This window comes from Pseudomonas sp. P135 (assembly GCF_020312125.1).
GTDB lineage: Bacteria > Pseudomonadota > Gammaproteobacteria > Pseudomonadales > Pseudomonadaceae > Aquipseudomonas > Aquipseudomonas fragariae.
Genome location: NZ_JAGPYR010000009.1, coordinates 1 through 18,170, shown reverse-complemented (window position 1 = coordinate 18,170; position 18,170 = coordinate 1). Strand labels below are relative to the sequence as shown.

The window sequence follows — 18,170 nt, the reverse complement described above, 5'->3', positions numbered from 1 at the left end:
TCGATCAGGTCGTCGCGTCGGCTGCTTCAAGCGCAGTCGGACGAGCGGTTTTAACCGGTGGCAGGGACGCCACGTACACCGTGCGGGACGGGAACGCGAAACGCACATCCAGTTCGGCAAAGGCTTCCATGATGTCCAGATTGATCGCCTGCTGCACATCCATATAGACGTTGTAGCTGGGGTCGAGCACGATGAAAACGGTCTCGAACTCCAGCGATGTCTCGCCAAAACCCCGAAAATGCGAACGGTCGAAACGTGCAAGTTTCTGCGCGTTGATGATCGCTTCGACTTTCTTCGGCACTTCCCTGATCTGATCGACCGAGCAGTCATAGGTCAGCCTGAACTCAAAGACAATGCGTCGTTCCTGCAAGCGTTTGTAGTTCTGGATGGTGTTGTTGATCATGTCGGCGTTGGCCATCACGATCTGCTCGCCACCCAGGCTGCGGATCCGCGTGGTTTTCAGGCCCACGTGTTCGACCGTGCCGGACAGCGCACCGACGACGATGAAGTCGCCGACCTCGAAAGGCTTGTCCACTGCGATGGACAGCGAGGCAAACACGTCGCCCAGAATGTTCTGCACCGCCAGCGCGACCGCAATGCCGCCGACCCCGAGGCTGGCGACAAACGCGGTGATATTGACCCCGACGTTGGACAGCATCGCCATGACCACCGTGGCCCACAGCAACACCTTCGCGCCCCACAGACTCAACGTGGCCAGCGCACTGCCCTGAAAGGTGCCGCCGGCGTTGTGACGCACGAAGTAGCGCTGCAACGCCAGCGCGATCGCCCGGTTCGCCCACAACCCGACCTGCAATGCGGCGACCACGAACCATAGGCTGCTGACCCGCCCGAGCCAGCGTTCCGGCAGATCGAGCATGCCGATGCCGATCAGGATCGAAGCCAGCAGCAATAACGTATTACTGGTGCCCGACAGCACCTGAACCACGATGTATCGCATATGCGTGCTGGGCGCCTGGGCACGCGAACGCATCTTTCTGAGCACAAAACCGATCACGCCCCTGACCAGAATAAAACTCAGGGTCGAGGCAAAAATAGCCAGTATCCAGTTAGCGAGCGATATGCCCAGAAATTGCGAGTCTGTGAAAAATCTGATGATGTCCTGTTCCATCCGGCCCCCGGCTCCACTGCTGCGAGACGCCTGACCGAAAAGCCTGTGACACCCGCAGCGACTTGAATTGCCCCTTGCCGTAAAACGGTTTCAAGCGACGCGTAAGGGGTTAGGTGGCACATGGCGCGGAGGGTTCAGACGAATTCGGATCGCATTACCGACCGCTCTACATCAGGATGGCCACACGCGTTGCAAAAGGTATCCATGCGCGGACACAAAAGCAGGAATAGCTAAAGCGCGTTCGGCATATGGCGAGGGTTCGGAGGTACTGGGAGATAGGGGGATTGCAGTGCAACTGCGTCGAGGACCGACTGAAGATTCGTTAAGGTGGTGCCCCCACCAGCCACACCCCGGCACACAATGTTCCCGCTGTGGCTGCTTCCTTCCGGATCTGACCAGGTTCACGGGTAATCGTTGCGGGGGGACCGATGGGGTCACCATAACGACACTCACCAGTTGGCGAGCCGCGCCATTGTACCGGTCTTGCGCGAGTTTACAACCGTTGCTGCGGATAAAAATTTCGAGGGGGCTCAAGCACTTGTGTGCCGGGGCTGAACGGCAAATGCGTACCGGTCATCAGCGTTACAAATCCTCGAAACGACCCCATTCGATCCTGTACCCTGCCCGCCTCAACAATAATCAGCCAGCAGGTTGCTCATGCAGACTCGATTGGTCGACTACCACGACCTCACCGCCCCTCAACGCCAGCAGCTCGGATACCTTGAGGTTACGCAGGAACAGATACAGTTTTCCGGCGACATCTACACCGCGCTCAATACGCTTCTGGTCAGACCCAGTCCGAATATTTGCGGCTTCGCGCTGCTCGGTGACGAGAAGCCGGTGGGGTTTTTCCTGCTCAAGCGCGATGATTGTCTGCCGCATTGGGCTCAGGAGGATCTGACGGCAACACTGCATGCGTTGCAGATCGATCACCGTGAACAGGGCAAGGGGCTGGGCAAGGCGTGCCTGCAAGCGCTGCCTGCGGCGTTGCGTCTGAAATGGCCGGACATCACTCAATTGATGCTGTCGGTGGATGCGGACAACTCGGCCGCCATCGGGCTTTATACAGGCCAGGGCTGGACCGATACCGGTGAGGCGTATCGCGGGCGCATCGGCTTCGAGCGCAGACTTACCCTGACGCTTTGAACCGTTTTTGAACAAACGCCTGACACGCCGCCGAAGCGTGTCAGGCACGACCCGCGTTACTGGGCCTGCAGAACCTCATCAGCCTTGCCACCGGCATCCTGAATCACCAGATGGATGAAGTGCAGCTTGGCGATGACTGCTGGAGGCAGCACGAACGGATAGAAATCCGGCTGCCCCATGCTGCGTGACAGCTCGTTGAGCATGCTCGCCAGCTCGATCCAGGCATTGACGAACGACAGGAACGCCGGGCCGCCCGGATGCTGAGGGTCGTAGAGCACTTCCAGCGGAAACGGCTGGTAATCGAGCTCCATGTCGCGAGCGCTCATGCCAAACCCCAGCGCGGTGTCGACCGCATCCATCATGTGCAGGTAATGCGCCCAGGTTTCGGCCCAGTCTTCCCACGGATGCATGGTCGCGTAGGCACTGACGAAGCTTTCCTGCCAGTTGTCCGGCGCGCCGTTCTTGTAGTGGTGATCGAGCGCGTCCGCATAGCTGGCGCGCTCGTCGCCGAACAGGTTGCGATAGCTGTCCTGCCAGTGGGTATTGGCGATGAGCCGATCCCAGTAGTAATGACCGACTTCATGACGGAAATGGCCGAGCAAGGTGCGATAGGGTTCGTGCATCTGTACACGCATCGCTTCGCGGTGTGCGTCGTCGGCTTCTTCGATGTTCAGGGTGATCAGACCGTTGGCATGGCCTGTGGTTGGCAGGTTGCCTTCCAGATCGACACCGACAAAATCGAAGGCCAGGCCGGTTTCTTCGTCGATAGTCTTGGGGATGACCTGCAGCCCCAGGGAGATCAGCTGTGCGACCAGGCGACGTTTGGCGGTCTCGACCTTGCGCCAGCGCTCGCCGTTTTCAACCACGGACAGGTCGGGAATGGTGTGATTGAGGCTGCACGCGACACAGAATTCGCCAGCATTGTGCTCTGGAAAAAGCCAGTTACAGGCTGCCGGAGTGCCGAGGTTGGCGCAACGCCGATACAGCCCGGCACCCGGCTCATCGCTCAAGCGCCAGGTAGTGGGCTCAGGCCCTGCTTCGAGCGTAGCGACGCGTCCCTGCTCAGGCAGGTAGCCCAGCGCTGCCGAACAGGCCAGGCATTGGGTATTGGGGAAAAACACCGACTGGCCACAGGTGCACTGCCAGACCTTGCTGTTACGTTTGGATTCGCCGACAAATGGGGCGGTGATGCGTGAACTCAGTTGCTCGAAGAAGCGATACATGGCGATCTCTCGTTGACCTTGCATGGACTAGATCATGCCGACGCTTCAGGGGTTCAAAAATATTATCGAGCGGCATGAATGATAAGGCTGACGGCGTGTTTATGGACCAAAACGGTGCGTCGCACGGTAGTCGGGATTATCGTTCCTCACGCTCCAGCGTGGGAATGCAGTGCGTGACGCTCCGCGTCACAGATCTACGCCGCACCCTCACACTCAAGATCGGACGCAGAGCGTCCAGAACTGCATGCGACGCGGAGCGTCGCACGATCATCAGGGCATACGCAGCGTCGGCCTTCCTCAATCAACCGCCACGCCCAGCTCGGTCAGGCGTTTGAGTAGTGCATCTTCGTCCAGCACGGTAAGGCCCAGTTCGTTGGCCTTGGTCAGTTTCGAGCCAGCACCCGGCCCGGCGACCACGGTGTGGGTCTTGGCCGAGACCGAGCCGGACACCTTGGCACCGAGGCTTTCGAGTTTTTCCTTGGCGACATCGCGGCTCATGCGCTCCAGCGAGCCGGTCAGCACCCAGGTCTGGCCAGCCAGCGGCAAGCCTTCGACGGTTTTTTTCTCGCTGCGCCAGTGCATGCCGAAGTCCTTGAGCTGGGCTTCGATGGCGCGGGCGCGCTCTGCGTTTGCGCTGTCGTCGAAGAAGTCACGAACCGACTTGGCCTGTTTCTCCGGCAGTGCCTGACGCATGTCCAGCCAGTCGGCGCTGATGATGGCCTCCAGCGTACCGAACCGGTCCGCCAGTTTCTGCGCAGCACCCGGTCCTACCGACGGAATGTGCAGTTTGTCGATCAGCCCTTCCAGCGTGGTGCTGGCCGCGAACTCGGCGCCCAGCTCGCCCTGATCCTGCAATTGCAGCCCGCATTCACCGAGCAGCGCATCGATGACGCTACGGTTGTGCTCGTCCTCGAAGAAGCTGTGAATCTCGTAAGCCACTTCCAAACCGACATCCGGCAGGTAGGTCAAGACTTCCGGCAAGGCCTGTTTGACACGCTCCAGCGAAGCCAGCGAACGCGCCAGGACCTTGGCCGTCTCTTCACCCACATCGGGAATGCCCAGCGCATAAATGAAGCGCGCCAGGGTCGGCTGTCGGCTGTCGGCGATGGCCTTGAGCAGCTTGTTGCTGGAGATTTCCGCGAAGCCTTCCAGGTCGATGATCTGTTCGTATTTCAGCTTGTACAGATCGGCAGGCGAGCCGATGAGTTTCTCATCGACCAGTTGCTCGATGGTCTTGTCACCCAGCCCTTCGATGTCCATGGCGCGACGCGACACGTAATGGATGATCGCCTGCTTGAGTTGCGCACCGCAGGCCAGACGCCCGACACAGCGATACACTGCGCCTTCGGTGACGGTTTCCTTGCCTTTGCTGCGCTTGATCAGTTGCGTGCGCTCGACATGCGAGCCGCACACCGGGCAGGTCTGCGGAACCTGCACTGCCCTGGCATTCTCGGGGCGGCGCTCGGCAACCACCTGCACCACCTGCGGAATCACGTCACCGGCACGCCGGATGATCACCGTGTCGCCAATCATCAGGCCGAGCCGCGCCACTTCGTCCATGTTATGCAGCGTGGCATTGGCGACCATGACGCCTGCCACCTTGACCGGCTTGAGCCGCGCGACCGGCGTCACTGCGCCGGTACGGCCCACCTGGAACTCGACATCCAGCAGTTCGGTCAGCTCTTCCATGGCGGGGAATTTATGAGCAATCGCCCAGCGCGGCTCACGGGCGCGGAAGCCCAGTTCGCGCTGCGCTGCCAGGTTGTTGACCTTGAACACTACACCGTCGATCTCGTAAGTCAGCGTCAGGCGCCGCTCACCGATATCGCGGTAATAGGCCAGGCACTCCTCGACGCCATTCGCCAGTTTCAGCTCGCGACTGACCGGCATGCCCCATTTTTTCAGCGCTTCAAGCACGCCGATATGCGTGTCGGCGATTTCCGCCGACGTCTGGCCCAGACCATAGCAGCAGAACTCCAGCGGCCGGTTGGCCGTGATCTTGGAATCCAGCTGACGCAGGCTGCCTGCGGCTGCGTTGCGCGGGTTGGCGAAGGTCTTGCCGCCGATTTCCAGCTGGCTGGCGTTAAGCCGCTCGAAACCGGCCTTGGACATGAACACTTCACCGCGCACTTCCAGCACATCCGGCCAGCCCTTGCCCTGCAGCTTGAGCGGGATGTTGCGTACTGTGCGCACGTTGACACTGATGTCTTCGCCGGTGGTTCCGTCGCCGCGTGTCGCGCCCCGCACCAGCGCACCGTCGCGATACAGCAGGCTGACGGCCAGACCGTCCAGCTTGGGCTCGCAGCTGTACTGCACCTTGCCGCCTTCGCCAAACAGGTCGCCGGCCGGCAGATCCAGCCCCTCGGTGACCCGCCGATCAAATTCGAGCATGTCGTTTTCTTCGAACGCGTTGCCCAGGCTGAGCATCGGCATTTCGTGACGCACCTGGGTGAACGCCGACAAGGCCGCGCTTCCGACCCGCTGCGTCGGCGAATCTGGGGTGACCAGATGGGGGTTTTCCGCCTCCAGGGCCTTGAGCTCGTGAAACAGGCGGTCGTACTCGACATCCGGAATGCTCGGTTCATCCAGAACGTGGTAGCGGTAGTTGTGCTGATCCAGCTCTGCACGCAGTTCCAGGATTCGGGTTTCGACGGCCTTCATACGGTGTTCTCTCAAAAAGCAAAAAAGCAGCCGAGGCTGCTCAATCTGTTGGCTCTGTTCTGTTCAGGTCCCGACAAGGCGTGCCGCAGCACGCTCATGATCGGGGACCCGCCCAAGGGCTTGCTTAACCGCGACGCTGGGTCAACGCACGACGCTCGAACTCGACGATGCGCTGGCGATAATGCTCGATGGTCTGCGCGGTCATGACGCTGCGCTGATCATCCTTCAGTTCGCCATCCAGCTCGTGAGCCAGCTTGCGAGCCGCGGCAACCATCACGTCGAAGGCCTGCTTGGGATGACGAGGGCCTGGCAAGCCGAGGAAGAAGCTGACCGCACGGGTACTGAAATGGTCGATATCGTCCAGGTCGAACACGCCGGGCTTGACCGCATTGGCCATCGAGAACAGCACTTCGCCGTTGCCAGCCATGCTCTCGTGACGGTGGAAAATATCCATCTCGCCAAAACGCAGGCCGCTTTCCAGAATGTTCTGCAACAGTGCCGGGCCCTTGAAACCGCCTTCGCTGCGCGAGATCACGCTGATGACCAGCACTTCCTCCACCGGAGGCAGATCCTTGTCTTCAGTGATGCGCTGGGTCGGCTTGTCATCCGGGAAATCGTCGTCGCGGCCCGTGAACAGGCTCGGGCCGTCGAGATCCAGGTTCAGGTCGCCCTGCTGTGGCTCGTCCTTGCGCTTCTTGTCACTGCGTTTGTCGCTGTTGCTACGCTTGCCTTCACGCGGGCTGGCGCTCATGGACGGCAGATCGTGCTCGTCGAGCTGCGGCTCCTTGTGCGTATCCAGCACACGGGGCGGCCCCAGCACTTCGGCAGACGTGGTTTCTTCTTCATCCGGAAGGTTGGAGAAGCTCCGATCCAGTCTGAATTTCAATTTACCCTTGCTGCCGCGCATACGGCGCCAGCCATCAAAGAGAATACCGGCGATGACTATTATGCCGATGACGATCAGCCACTCGCGCAGACCGATTTCCATGTAATCCAGTGCCTCTAATGAAGAAATCTGAAAATAAGGGCCTAAACCCCTTTAATACGTGGTGCCAAGTCTATGTTCTGACTGGCAATTCGCCCACGCGAAAATAAAAAGTGTTCACTAAACTAGCACGACCAAAGGTAACTTTACACCGTCTGTTACGTCTCTTCGCCGCCCAAATTGCCATCTCATGTACCAACGTCTCACTTTCAGGCCTCCGGGCGGCCACTTGTCCGCAGAACGAGGCGTCGAATCAGGCATCAACCAGCGCCATCGCCTGCTCCACATCCACAGCTACCAGCCGCGAACAACCGGGCTCGTGCATCGTCACCCCCATCAGTTGATCGGCCATTTCCATGGCGATCTTGTTGTGGGTGATGTAGATGAACTGCACCGTTTGTGACATTTCTTTCACCAATCGTGCATAGCGCCCCACGTTGGCGTCATCCAGCGGCGCATCCACCTCGTCAAGCATGCAAAACGGCGCAGGATTGAGTTTGAAAATGGCAAACACCAGCGCCAGCGCGGTCAGGGCTTTTTCACCACCCGAGAGCAAATGGATGGTGCTGTTCTTCTTGCCAGGGGGACGCGCCATGATTGTCACCCCAGTATCGAGTAAATCTTCGCCTGTCAGTTCCAAATAAGCGGAGCCACCACCGAAAACTTTTGGGAAAAGTGCCTGAATTCCGCTGTTTATCTGATCGAAGGTATCCTTGAAGCGGTTTCGCGTCTCCTTGTCGATCTTGCGGATGACGTTTTCCAGGGTGTCCAGCGCTTCGACCAGATCGGCATCCTGCGCATCCAGATAGCGCTTGCGCTCGGACTGCTGCTGATACTCGTCGATGGCCGCGAGGTTGATTGCGCCCAGGCGCTGAATACGCCCGGCGATGCTTTCCAGTTGCTGCTCGGCAGCCTGTTCGCTGGCTTCCGGCGTCAGCGTGGCGAGCACGCCATGCAGGTCGTAGCCGTCCTCATGCAACTGGTCCTGCAAGGCTTTGCGACGCACCGTCAGCGACTGCCACTCCAGACGCTGCTGTTCCAGCTGGCCACGCAGCAGTTGCGATTGCTGCTCGGCCTGGGTGCGACGTTTTTCTGCCTCACGCAATTCGCGATCAGCGTCTTCGAGTGCGTTCTTGGCGATGCGCATTTCGTCATCGACCACCATGCGCCGCTCCAGCAGCTCTTCAAGCTTGAGGCGCAGCTCTTCGAGCGGTGCCTCGCCCTCCTCCAGATTCAGGCTAAGTTGCTCGCGCTTCTCGGTAAGCCTTTCGGACTGCATGCGCAGGCGCTCCAGCGCCTGACGGGTCGAATCGTATTGCGCCTTGATCGAGCCCAGACGCACCGCCAGTTGATGACTGTGATCCTTGTGTTGCCGCGCATCCTGACGTATCCGGTCCAGACGCTCACGCAGCGCATCACGCTGGGCCTGCAGCACTTCGCGCTGCTCGGTATCCTGCGCCATGCTGTCCAGTGCGTCCTGCAATTGCAGGCGCGATTCGCCAAGGTGTTCGTGCTCGACCGCGCGCTGCTCACCCAGCTCGGCCAGTTCTTCATCAAGGCGGGTGCGGCGCAGGGTCAACTGCTCGACTTTTACCCGGACCGCCGACAGTTGCGCTTTCAGTTCGCTTTGCTGGCGGGTTTCGTCCTGTACGCGCCGGCGCAGCTGCTCACGCGCGTCTTCCTCCTGCGACTGTTGCTCGCGCAAGACCAGTAATTGCTCTTCCAAAGTGGCCAGCGTCGCTTCGCGCTCATCGCGCTCCAGACTCAGCCGCTGCAATTCCTGACCGCGCGCCAGCACACCGCTCTGCGCTTCACTGGCGCGGCGTACACGCAAAAAGTGCCGGCCCACCCAGTAGCCGTCTCGGCTGATCAAGCTTTGCCCGGCGCTGAGTTGTGCACGTCGCGCCAGCGCCTCATCCAGGTTCTCGACCGGAATCACCTGGCCCAGCCAGGCCGACAGGTCGACCGTGCTGTCGACCTTTTCCAGCAAGCTGCCCGGCGCGCGAATCGTGTCGGCACCCACGCTGAGCAAACGCAGATCGCCCTGTTCGAAATTGGCCAGATCGAGCCCGTCGAAGTCATCGACCAGCACGGCCTGCAAATCGGCACCCAACACAGTTTCCACGGCCAGTTCCCAGCCGGCTTCGACGCTCAGCCCCTCGGCCAGACGCGGTCGCTCGGCCAGTTGCTGATCACGCAGCCACTCGGCGGTGCCGGTGTCCGGGTCAAGTGCCGCCTGCTGCAGCGCTTCGAGGGACGCCAGCCGGCCGTTGAGACGTTGCAGCTCGCCCTGCGCCTGCTGTTGCGCCTGGCTGGCGTGCTGCAACGCCTCGCGCAATTGCTCAAGACGCTCGACCGCCTGCTCCTCGCCCATGTGCAGCTCTTCAAGGGTCATGTCGCGGGTGGCGAGGTCTTCGCTCAATTGCAGAATGGCCGCATCTTCCGGGTCCGCGGCCAGCAGTTGACGCTCTTCGGCCAGACGCCGCTGGCGCTCGGCCAGGCGTTCGATGCTCTGTTCCAGTTGCTGAATGCGTGACTGCTGGACCTGTGCCTGACGCTGCGGCTCGGCGGATTGCTGATTGAAGACGTCCCACTTCTCCTGCCAGCCCTGCATGGCCGCTTCGGCGTCTTCCAGAGCGATGGCCGACTCCTCGGCGGCGGCGCTGGTCATTTCCTGTTCGGGCTCGAGCATCTCCAGCTCTTCGCCGAGGGTGGCAAGCAACGTGGTGTCGTGCCCAAGGTGCGATTCGGTTTCCTGGCGGGCACGTTCGGCTTCACGCAGGTCATCCTGCAATTGGCGCAGCCGCTGCTGACCGTGCTGAATGCTCTGCTCGACGCGGGCAATGTCGCCGCCGACCGAATAAAAGCGGCCCTGCACCAGGTTGAAGCGTTCGGACAGGTCATGGTGGCCGTCGCGCAGCCTTTCGATACTGGCATCGGCGCTTCGCTGATCGGCCACCAGCGCCTCGAAACCGACCTCCTGATTGCTGATCACCGCCTCGCGCTGACCCACCAGATCATTCAGCGCCTGCCAGCGCAGGGCCGACAATTGCGCTTTCAGCTGGCGTTCTTCGGCCTTGTATTCCTGATATTTCTCGGCCGCCTGAGCCTGCCGGTGCAGACGCTCCAGCTGACGCTCGAGCTCTTCACGCAGATCGGTCAGGCGCGCCAGGTTCTCATGGGTACGACGAATGCGGTTTTCGGTTTCCCGACGCCGCTCCTTGTACTTGGAAATCCCTGCGGCTTCTTCGATGAAGTTGCGCAGGTCTTCGGGCTTGGCTTCGATCAGCTTGGAGATCATGCCCTGTTCGATGATCGAATAACTGCGCGGCCCCAGGCCGGTGCCGAGGAAGATGTCGGTGATGTCGCGACGGCGGCATTTGGTGCCGTTGAGGTAGTAGCTGTTCTGGCTGTCGCGGGTCACTTTGCGGCGAATGGAGATTTCCGCATACGCCGCGTACTCGCCCACCAGCGTGCCGTCGGAGTTGTCGAAGACCAGCTCGATGCTGGCCTGGCTCACCGGCTTGCGGCTGGTGGAGCCGTTGAAGATGACGTCGGTCATCGACTCGCCGCGCAGGTTCTTGGCCGAGCTTTCGCCCATGACCCAGCGCACGGCGTCGATGATGTTGGATTTGCCACAGCCATTGGGGCCGACGACAGCCGCCATGTTGCTGGGGAAGTTCACCGTGGTGGGGTCGACGAAAGATTTGAACCCCGCCAGCTTGATGCACTTCAGGCGCACGGCGTCAGCCCGCTGCCAGGGCGGCCAGCACCAGCTGGCAGCTGCGCTGACAGTAGCTGACCAGCACGACACGAATCTTCGGCATATCCCGCGCCACCACTGCGCCAAGCAGATCGCCGAACAACGCCAGGTAGTCACCCATGTCAGCCTTACGTTGCTCGAGCGCGATGAAATAGCTGCGGCTCATGGAAGGCTGCAGGTTCTCGACGGTTTCTTCGAGGTACGGGTTGCTGGCGAACGGGTAGGCCGCGCGCATGACATTGAAGCTCTCTTCGACGAATGCATTGACGTCCTGCTGCTCGAAACTGGCCTGCAGACGCTGTTGTATCTGCAGAAACGGCGCAAGATCCTCTTCGGTCTTCCAGCGCTCGACCACCGCATTGGCCAGCAGAATGTACAGCTCGCTCATCAGGCTGCACAGGCTAATGACATTGTGCGCATTGAGCACCGTGACCTGTGCGCCACGACGCGGCAGGATCACTACCAGGTGGCGGCGCTCCAGAATCAGTAATGCTTCGCGCACGGAGCCACGGCTGACGTTCAACGCCTGCGTGACTTTCTGTTCCTGGATACGCTCTCCAGGCTTGAGCTCACCGCGAATGATCCGCTCGGCAAGATGATGAGCAATTTGCTCAGCGAGGCTGTCCGGGGCCTTGAACGTCATGACTATCCTTCAGAAAAAACCAGTTCCGCATGCAAGTCGCGGAGTGTATCTCAACCGGCACGGGTGGCGCAGGGCCATAAACGCGGAAACTGGCACGAAATACGCAAAACCTTGAATCACAGCCGACAGGCGATTCAAGAACCAGAGGCTCTTTGATCGGCAGATTGCCGAAAAACTCAATTTCCTGACTCGGAAGTCAGAAACAAATTGACCCAATAAACAGAGCTGATAGATTCATCGACATGTCTGATGACAATAAACGTGAGGGCTTTGCGCCGTGATTCAGTTCCTTTTGAACCAAGAGCTAAAAACCGAGCGCAGCCTGAATCCGAACATGACCGTGCTGACCTACCTGCGTGAGCAGGCACACAAGCCCGGTACCAAGGAAGGTTGTGCCAGTGGTGACTGCGGTGCCTGCACCGTCGTGGTGGGCGAGTTGCACAGTGACGGCGACGGCGAGCAAACGCTGCGTTATCGCAGCCTCAATTCGTGCCTGACGTTCATGGCGTCGCTGCACGGCAAGCAATTGATCAGCGTCGAAGACCTCAAGCATCAGGGGCAGTTGCACAGCGTGCAGAAGGCGATGGTCGAGTGTCATGGCTCGCAATGCGGCTTTTGTACCCCCGGCTTTGTGATGTCGCTGTTTGCCCTGCAAAAGAACAGCAGCGAAGCCGATGCCCATCAGGCCCACGAAGCCCTGGCCGGCAACTTGTGTCGTTGTACCGGTTATCGCCCTATTCTGGCCGCTGCCGAGCAGTCGTGCGCGCAGCGCCTGCCGGACCAGTTCGATCAGCGCCAGGCGCAAACCGTCGAACGCCTGCGCGCCATCGCCCCGGCCAGCACCGATGGACTGAATGACGGCGAAAAACGCTGTTTCATCCCGCTGACCGTGGCGGATCTGGCGGACCTCTACGACAGCCATCCGCAGGCGCGTCTGCTGGCCGGCGGTACCGATCTGGCCCTGGAAGTCACGCAGTTTCACAAACAGTTGCCGGTGATGATTTACGTCGGACACATCGACGAGATGAAGGGCGTGAAGCGTTTCGACGACCGCCTGGAGATCGGTGCGGCAACCCCGCTGACCGATTGTTATGCAGCACTCAAGGCCGAATACCCGGACTTTGGCGAGTTACTGCAGCGCTTCGCCTCGTTGCAGATCCGCAATCAGGGCACGCTGGGCGGCAACATCGGCAACGCCTCCCCCATCGGCGACTCCCCGCCGCTGCTGATCGCCCTCGGTGCGCAGATCGTGCTGCGCAAAGGCAACAGTCAACGCACCCTGGCGCTGGAAGACTATTTCATCGACTACAAGGTCACGGCCCGCCAGGAAAGCGAGTTCATCGAAAAGATCATCGTGCCCACTGCCTCTTCGCGACAGATTTTCCGCGCCTATAAAGTCTCCAAACGGCTGGATGACGACATCTCGGCGGTCTGCGCGGCTTTTCGTCTGACCCTGGAAGGCGGCGTCATCCACGAGGCTCGCGTAGCGTTCGGTGGTATGGCAGCGATTCCCAAGCGTGCAGCGGCCTGCGAACAGGCGCTGATCGGGCAACCATGGAGCCATGCAACCGTCGAGCGCGCCTGCGCGGCACTGAGCGAGGACTTCACCCCACTCTCGGATTTCCGGGCGAGCAAAGAATACCGCCTGTTGAGTGCGCAAAACCTGCTGCGCAAGTACTTCATCGAGTTACAGACCCCAGCCGTTCCAACGCGGGTGACTGACTATGTCTGAGCATTCCTCAAACAGCACCCAGGCGGAGATGCTGGCGGTATTTCAGCAGGGTCTGAACACCGGCGTGGGCCGCAGCGTCAAGCACGACAGTGCCGACAAACACGTGTCCGGCGAAGCGGTGTACATCGATGATCGCCTGGAATTTCCCAACCAGTTGCACGTGTACGCACGCCTTTCCGACCGCGCCCATGCGCGCATCGTCAGCATCGATACCTCGCCCTGCTACGCCTTCGAAGGTGTACGCATCGCGATTACCCATCAGGATATTCCGGGGCTCAAGGACATCGGGCCGTTGCTGCCCGGCGACCCGCTGCTGGCCATCGACAAGGTGGAGTTCGTCGGACAACCGGTGCTCGCCGTGGCGGCTCGCGACCTGGACACTGCACGCCAGGCGGCGATGGCGGCGATCATCGAATACGAAGACCTGCAACCGGTGCTGGATGTGGTCCAGGCCCTGCGCCAGAAACACTTCGTGCTCGACAGCCATACGCACAAGCGTGGCGACTCTGCCGCTGCGCTGGCGCGCGCAACCCACCGCCTGCAGGGCAACCTGCACATTGGCGGCCAGGAGCATTTTTACCTGGAAACCCAGATATCCTCGGTGATGCCGACCGAAGACGGCGGCATGATCGTCTATTGCTCGACCCAGAACCCCACGGAAATCCAGAAACTGGTGGCCGAGGTGCTGGGCGTGCCAATGAACCGCATCGTGGTCGACATGCGCCGCATGGGCGGTGGTTTTGGCGGAAAGGAAACCCAGGCGGCCAGCCCGGCCTGCCTGTGCGCAGTGATCGCCCGATTGACCGGCCAGCCCACCAAGATGCGCCTGCAACGTTTCGAAGACATGCAGATGACCGGTAAGCGCCACCCGTTCTACATCGAGTACGACGCGGGTTTCGATGATGACGGTCGTCTGCAGGGTATACATCTGGATCTGGCCGGCAACTGCGGCTATTCGCCGGACCTGTCGGCGTCCATCGTCGACCGCGCCATGTTCCATGCCGATAACGCGTATTATCTGGGCGAAGCCACCGTCAACGGCCACCGCTGCAAGACGCACACCGCGTCCAACACCGCCTACCGGGGCTTCGGCGGCCCGCAGGGCATGGTCGCCATCGAAGAGGTCATGGACTGCATTGCACGTTTCCTGGGCAAGGACCCGCTGCACGTGCGCAAGGCCAACTATTACGGCAAGACCGAGCGTAACGTCACCCACTATTACCAGACGGTCGAACACAACCTGCTGGAAGAGATGACCGCCGACCTCGAGCAAAGCAGCCAGTACGCCGAGCGCCGCGAGGCGATTCGTGCGTTCAATGCCGGCAGTCCGGTTTTGAAAAAAGGCCTGGCGCTGACGCCGGTCAAGTTCGGCATCTCGTTCACCGCCAGCTTTCTCAATCAGGCCGGTGCGCTGATTCATATCTACACCGACGGCAGCATCCACCTGAACCATGGCGGCACTGAAATGGGCCAGGGCTTGAACACCAAGGTCGCGCAGGTGGTCGCCGAGGTGTTTCAGGTGGACATCGAGCGCATCCAGATCACCGCGACCAACACCGACAAGGTGCCGAACACCTCGCCGACTGCGGCTTCGAGCGGCACGGACCTGAACGGCAAAGCCGCACAGAATGCCGCTGAAATCCTCAAGCAACGGCTGGTGGAGTTTGCTGCCAGGCACCATCAGGTGAGCGAAGCGGAGGTCGAATTCCGCAACGGCCATGTGCGGATCGGCGAGCTGTTCCTGCCGTTCGCCGAACTGGCGCAATTGGCATGGATGGGCCAGGTGTCGCTGTCGAGCACCGGCTATTACAAGACGCCGAAGATTTTTTACGACCGCAGCCAGGCGCGTGGCCGGCCGTTCTATTACTACGCCTTTGGTGCAGCCTGCGTGGAGGTCATCGTCGATACGCTGACCGGCGAATACAAGATGTTGCGCACCGACATCCTGCACGACGTCGGCGCGTCGCTGAACCCGGCCATCGATATCGGTCAGGTCGAAGGCGGCTACATTCAGGGCGCCGGCTGGCTGACCACCGAGGAACTGGTGTGGAACGACAAGGGCAAGCTGATGACCAGCGGCCCGGCGTCCTACAAGATCCCGGCAGTGGCAGACATGCCGCTCGATCTGCGCATCAAGCTGGTAGAGAACCGCAAGAACCCGGAAGACACGGTGTTCCATTCCAAAGCCGTCGGCGAGCCGCCGTTCATGCTCGGCATCGCCGCCTGGTGCGCGATCAAGGACGCCGTGGCGAGTCTGGGCGACTACCGTCATCAACCGAACATCGACGCCCCGGCAACACCGGAAAAAGTGTTGTGGGGCTGTGAACAGATGCGCCAGAACAGCGCTGCGCGTCGCGCATCCAGCGAAGGCGCCGAGCCGATTGTTTCTGCCTCTTCGCGGGCAAGTGAAGCTTCGCCAGGCTCGCCTTCACCTATTCAGGATGCCCCCGTGGGAGCAAGCTTGCTCGCGAAGGCACCTGGCCTGGATCACTCTGTCCTGGAGCAGAAATGAACAACTGGATCAGCGCCCTGGCCGAGCTGCAGGCCCGTGGAGAACCCGGCATTCTGGTGACGATCATCGAGGAGCTGGGCTCCACGCCACGTAATGCCGGATCGAAAATGGTGGTCTGCGCCGAGCACATCCACGACACCATCGGTGGCGGCCACCTGGAATACAAGGCCATGGAGATCGCCCGCGAGATGCTTGCCAGCGGCACCCGGCAGACGCGCCTGGAACGTTTCAACCTGGGTGCAAGCCTGGGCCAGTGCTGCGGTGGCGTGAACGTGCTGTTGTTCGAACCGATGGGCGAGCCCGTCGCGCAGATCGCCGTATTCGGTGCCGGTCATGTCGGCCGAGCGCTGGTGCCGTTGCTGGCCAGCCTGCCCTGCCGGGTACGCTGGATCGACAGCCGTGAGCAGGAATTCCCCGAACAGATGCCCGAGGGCGTGACGAAGATCATCAATGACGAGCCGGTCGACGAGGTCGCGCAACTGCCGGTCGGCACCTATTGCATCGTGATGACCCACAACCATCAGCTGGATCTGGAACTGACGGCCGCCATCCTCACGCGCGGCGACTTTGGTTACTTCGGGCTGATCGGCTCGAAAACCAAACGGGTCAAGTTCGAACATCGCTTGCGGGAACGCGGTTTCGACGCCAGTCTGCTGCAACGCATGCGTTGCCCGATGGGCCTGGCCGAAGTCAAAGGCAAACTGCCCATCGAGATCGCGGTGTCCATCGCCGCGGAAATAATCGCCACTTACAATGTCAGCTTTGGCCAACACACCGCCAATGCCGAACCTATCGCCAGACTGCTGCCTGTATCGCGCCGCAGTCGGTCGCAATGAGTCACAACGAGAGTGCCATGAGTTCAGTTTCCCGCCGTAAAGCCTACCGCGCCGCCATCGTTCACAGCCTCGCCGACCCGGCCGAAGTGGCGCTGGAGGCATCCTGTGAATACTTTGCCGACGGCTTGCTGCTGGTCGAGGACGGCACGATCGTTTCGGTGGGTCACGCTGCCGATCTGCTGGAGCGGCTCGACGACGATGTCGAGCTGATCGAGTACACGGACGCACTGATCACACCGGGGTTCATCGACACCCATATCCACTTGCCGCAAACCGGCATGATCGGCTCCTACGGCGAGCAATTGCTGGACTGGCTCAACACCTACACCTTCCCCTGCGAAAGCCAGTTCGCCGACCCCGCGCATTCGGCGCAGGTGGCCGACATCTTCATCAAGGAGCTGCTGCGCAACGGCACCACCACGGCGCTGGTGTTCGGCAGCGTGCACAAGGAATCGGTCGAGGCGTTTTTCAGCGCGGCCCAGGCACTTGATCTGCGCATGATCGCCGGCAAGGTGATGATGGACCGCAATGCGCCGGATTATCTGGTCGATACGCCAGAATCCGGGTATGCCGACAGCAAGGCACTGATCGAGCGCTGGCATGGCAAAGGTCGTTTGAGTTACGCAGTGACGCCGCGATTCGCGCCGACCAGCAGCCCGGAGCAATTGAGCCTGGCCGGCCAGTTGCTCACCGAGTATCCCGGCCTGTACCTGCAGACCCACATCAGCGAGAACCTTCAGGAGATCGAGTGGGTCAAGGCGCTGTTCCCGGAGCGCAAGCATTACCTGGACGTCTACGATCACTTCAACCTGCTAGGCGAGCGCTCGGTGTTCGCCCATGGCGTTCACCTGTGCGACGAACAATGCGCCCGACTGGCGCAGGCCGGTTCGGCGATTGCCTTCTGCCCGACCTCCAACCTGTTTTTGGGCAGCGGCCTGTTCAACCTGCCGATGGCCGAGAAGCACAAGGTGAATGTCGGTCTGGGCACCGACGTGGGCGGCGGCACCAGCTTTTCGATTCTGCAGACCCTGAACGAGGCCTACAAGGTCATGCAGATGCAGGGCGCACGGCTCAATCCGTTCAAATCACTGTACCTGGCAACGCTGGGCGGCGCGCGGGCGCTGCGTCTGGAAGACAAGGTCGGCAGCCTGAAGCCCGGCAACGAGGCCGACTTCCTGGTGCTCGACTACAACGCCACCCCACTGCTGTCGTATCGCTTGAAGCAGGCGAAGACTATCGAAGAGATTCTGTTCGTGCTGATGACCATCGGTGATGACCGGACGGTGAAGCAGACCTGGTCGGGTGGGCGATTGGTGCATGACAGAGGCTAGCACCTCGTTCCTCACGCCCCAGCGTGCCAAGAGGACGCAGAGCGTCCGGAACGGCATGCCGACGCGGAGCGTCGCACGATAGTTGAATTACGACGCAGAGCTTCAGCACGAAGTTAAGATTATCGTTCCTCACGCTCTGGTGTGACCCCCGAAGGTTGGATGCAACCTTTGGAGGCGTCATGGGTAAATATACAGAGCAGGCAAAACTC

General features: G+C 60.7%; 11 protein-coding genes and 1 other RNA gene. 5 read left to right on the top strand and 7 right to left on the bottom strand.

The genetic code is table 11. The annotated features are described in order from the left end of the window. Positions 1 to 4: 4 nt before the first annotated feature. On the bottom strand, positions 5 to 1,129 hold the full coding sequence (locus KBY08_RS15420; protein ID WP_003405859.1) for a mechanosensitive ion channel family protein: 1,125 nt from the start codon (positions 1,127 to 1,129) through the stop codon (positions 5 to 7). Positions 1,130 to 1,463: 334 nt separating this feature from the next. Then, positions 1,464 to 1,560: signal recognition particle sRNA small type (gene ffs / locus KBY08_RS15415), an RNA gene on the bottom strand. Between the two features lie 226 nt (positions 1,561 to 1,786). On the opposite strand from ffs, the gene KBY08_RS15410 reads away from it, so the two are divergent. Beyond that, entirely contained in the window at positions 1,787 to 2,275 is a 489-nt protein-coding gene (locus KBY08_RS15410) for a GNAT family N-acetyltransferase (RefSeq protein WP_024660984.1), read from the top strand. A gap of 56 nt (positions 2,276 to 2,331) precedes the next feature. Here the strand turns inward: KBY08_RS15410 and KBY08_RS15405 are convergent, their stop codons facing one another. From KBY08_RS15405 to KBY08_RS15385, 5 genes are all read right to left on the bottom strand, one after another. After that, complete coding sequence (locus KBY08_RS15405) at positions 2,332 to 3,498, bottom strand: putative zinc-binding metallopeptidase (RefSeq protein WP_003405864.1); 1,167 nt, start codon at positions 3,496 to 3,498, stop codon at positions 2,332 to 2,334. A gap of 297 nt (positions 3,499 to 3,795) precedes the next feature. Continuing rightward, positions 3,796 to 6,159, bottom strand: coding sequence for an NAD-dependent DNA ligase LigA (ligA, locus tag KBY08_RS15400; RefSeq protein ID WP_032655298.1), 2,364 nt, complete (start codon positions 6,157 to 6,159; stop codon positions 3,796 to 3,798). A 124-nt stretch (positions 6,160 to 6,283) separates the two neighbouring features. Then, on the bottom strand, positions 6,284 to 7,147 hold the full coding sequence (zipA, locus tag KBY08_RS15395) for a cell division protein ZipA (RefSeq protein ID WP_003405868.1): 864 nt from the start codon (positions 7,145 to 7,147) through the stop codon (positions 6,284 to 6,286). Between the two features lie 250 nt (positions 7,148 to 7,397). Further along, complete coding sequence (smc, locus tag KBY08_RS15390) at positions 7,398 to 10,886, bottom strand: chromosome segregation protein SMC (protein WP_024660797.1); 3,489 nt, start codon at positions 10,884 to 10,886, stop codon at positions 7,398 to 7,400. A gap of 4 nt (positions 10,887 to 10,890) precedes the next feature. Then, on the bottom strand, positions 10,891 to 11,550 hold the full coding sequence (locus tag KBY08_RS15385) for a GntR family transcriptional regulator (RefSeq protein ID WP_011267259.1): 660 nt from the start codon (positions 11,548 to 11,550) through the stop codon (positions 10,891 to 10,893). A gap of 277 nt (positions 11,551 to 11,827) precedes the next feature. Between KBY08_RS15385 and xdhA the strand changes: the two genes are divergently transcribed. From xdhA to guaD, 4 genes are read left to right on the top strand one after another with little or no spacing between them, the layout of a single operon-like run. Further along, complete coding sequence (gene xdhA, locus KBY08_RS15380) at positions 11,828 to 13,282, top strand: xanthine dehydrogenase small subunit (RefSeq protein ID WP_024660796.1); 1,455 nt, start codon at positions 11,828 to 11,830, stop codon at positions 13,280 to 13,282. After that, the gene (gene xdhB / locus KBY08_RS15375; RefSeq protein WP_024660795.1) at positions 13,275 to 15,794 is read left to right on the top strand and encodes a xanthine dehydrogenase molybdopterin binding subunit; all 2,520 of its coding nucleotides are present in this window, start codon (positions 13,275 to 13,277) and stop codon (positions 15,792 to 15,794) included. The genes xdhA and xdhB overlap by 8 nt, the downstream gene beginning before the upstream one ends. Beyond that, on the top strand, positions 15,791 to 16,630 hold the full coding sequence (xdhC, locus tag KBY08_RS15370) for a xanthine dehydrogenase accessory protein XdhC (protein WP_024641687.1): 840 nt from the start codon (positions 15,791 to 15,793) through the stop codon (positions 16,628 to 16,630). Before xdhB ends, xdhC begins: the two co-directional genes overlap by 4 nt. Before the next feature lie 17 nt (positions 16,631 to 16,647). Next, positions 16,648 to 17,961 carry a guanine deaminase gene (gene guaD / locus KBY08_RS15365; RefSeq protein ID WP_032655303.1) on the top strand — a complete coding sequence of 438 codons (1,314 nt, stop codon included), beginning with the start codon at positions 16,648 to 16,650 and terminating at the stop codon, positions 17,959 to 17,961. Positions 17,962 to 18,170: the final 209 nt, after the last annotated feature.

What these genes read in the sequence shown, in the direction of transcription:
- zipA (WP_003405868.1), bottom strand. Translation starts at nt 7,147, where the DNA reads ATGGAAATCGGTCTGCGCGAGTGGCTGATCGTCATCGGCATAATAGTC.
- xdhC (WP_024641687.1), top strand. Translation starts at nt 15,791, where the DNA reads ATGAACAACTGGATCAGCGCCCTGGCCGAGCTGCAGGCCCGTGGAGAA.
- KBY08_RS15405 (WP_003405864.1), bottom strand. Translation starts at nt 3,498, where the DNA reads ATGTATCGCTTCTTCGAGCAACTGAGTTCACGCATCACCGCCCCATTT.
- KBY08_RS15385 (WP_011267259.1), bottom strand. Translation starts at nt 11,550, where the DNA reads ATGACGTTCAAGGCCCCGGACAGCCTCGCTGAGCAAATTGCTCATCAT.
- KBY08_RS15410 (WP_024660984.1), top strand. Translation starts at nt 1,787, where the DNA reads ATGCAGACTCGATTGGTCGACTACCACGACCTCACCGCCCCTCAACGC.
- ligA (WP_032655298.1), bottom strand. Translation starts at nt 6,159, where the DNA reads ATGAAGGCCGTCGAAACCCGAATCCTGGAACTGCGTGCAGAGCTGGAT.
- KBY08_RS15420 (WP_003405859.1), bottom strand. Translation starts at nt 1,129, where the DNA reads ATGGAACAGGACATCATCAGATTTTTCACAGACTCGCAATTTCTGGGC.
- guaD (WP_032655303.1), top strand. Translation starts at nt 16,648, where the DNA reads ATGAGTTCAGTTTCCCGCCGTAAAGCCTACCGCGCCGCCATCGTTCAC.
- xdhB (WP_024660795.1), top strand. Translation starts at nt 13,275, where the DNA reads ATGTCTGAGCATTCCTCAAACAGCACCCAGGCGGAGATGCTGGCGGTA.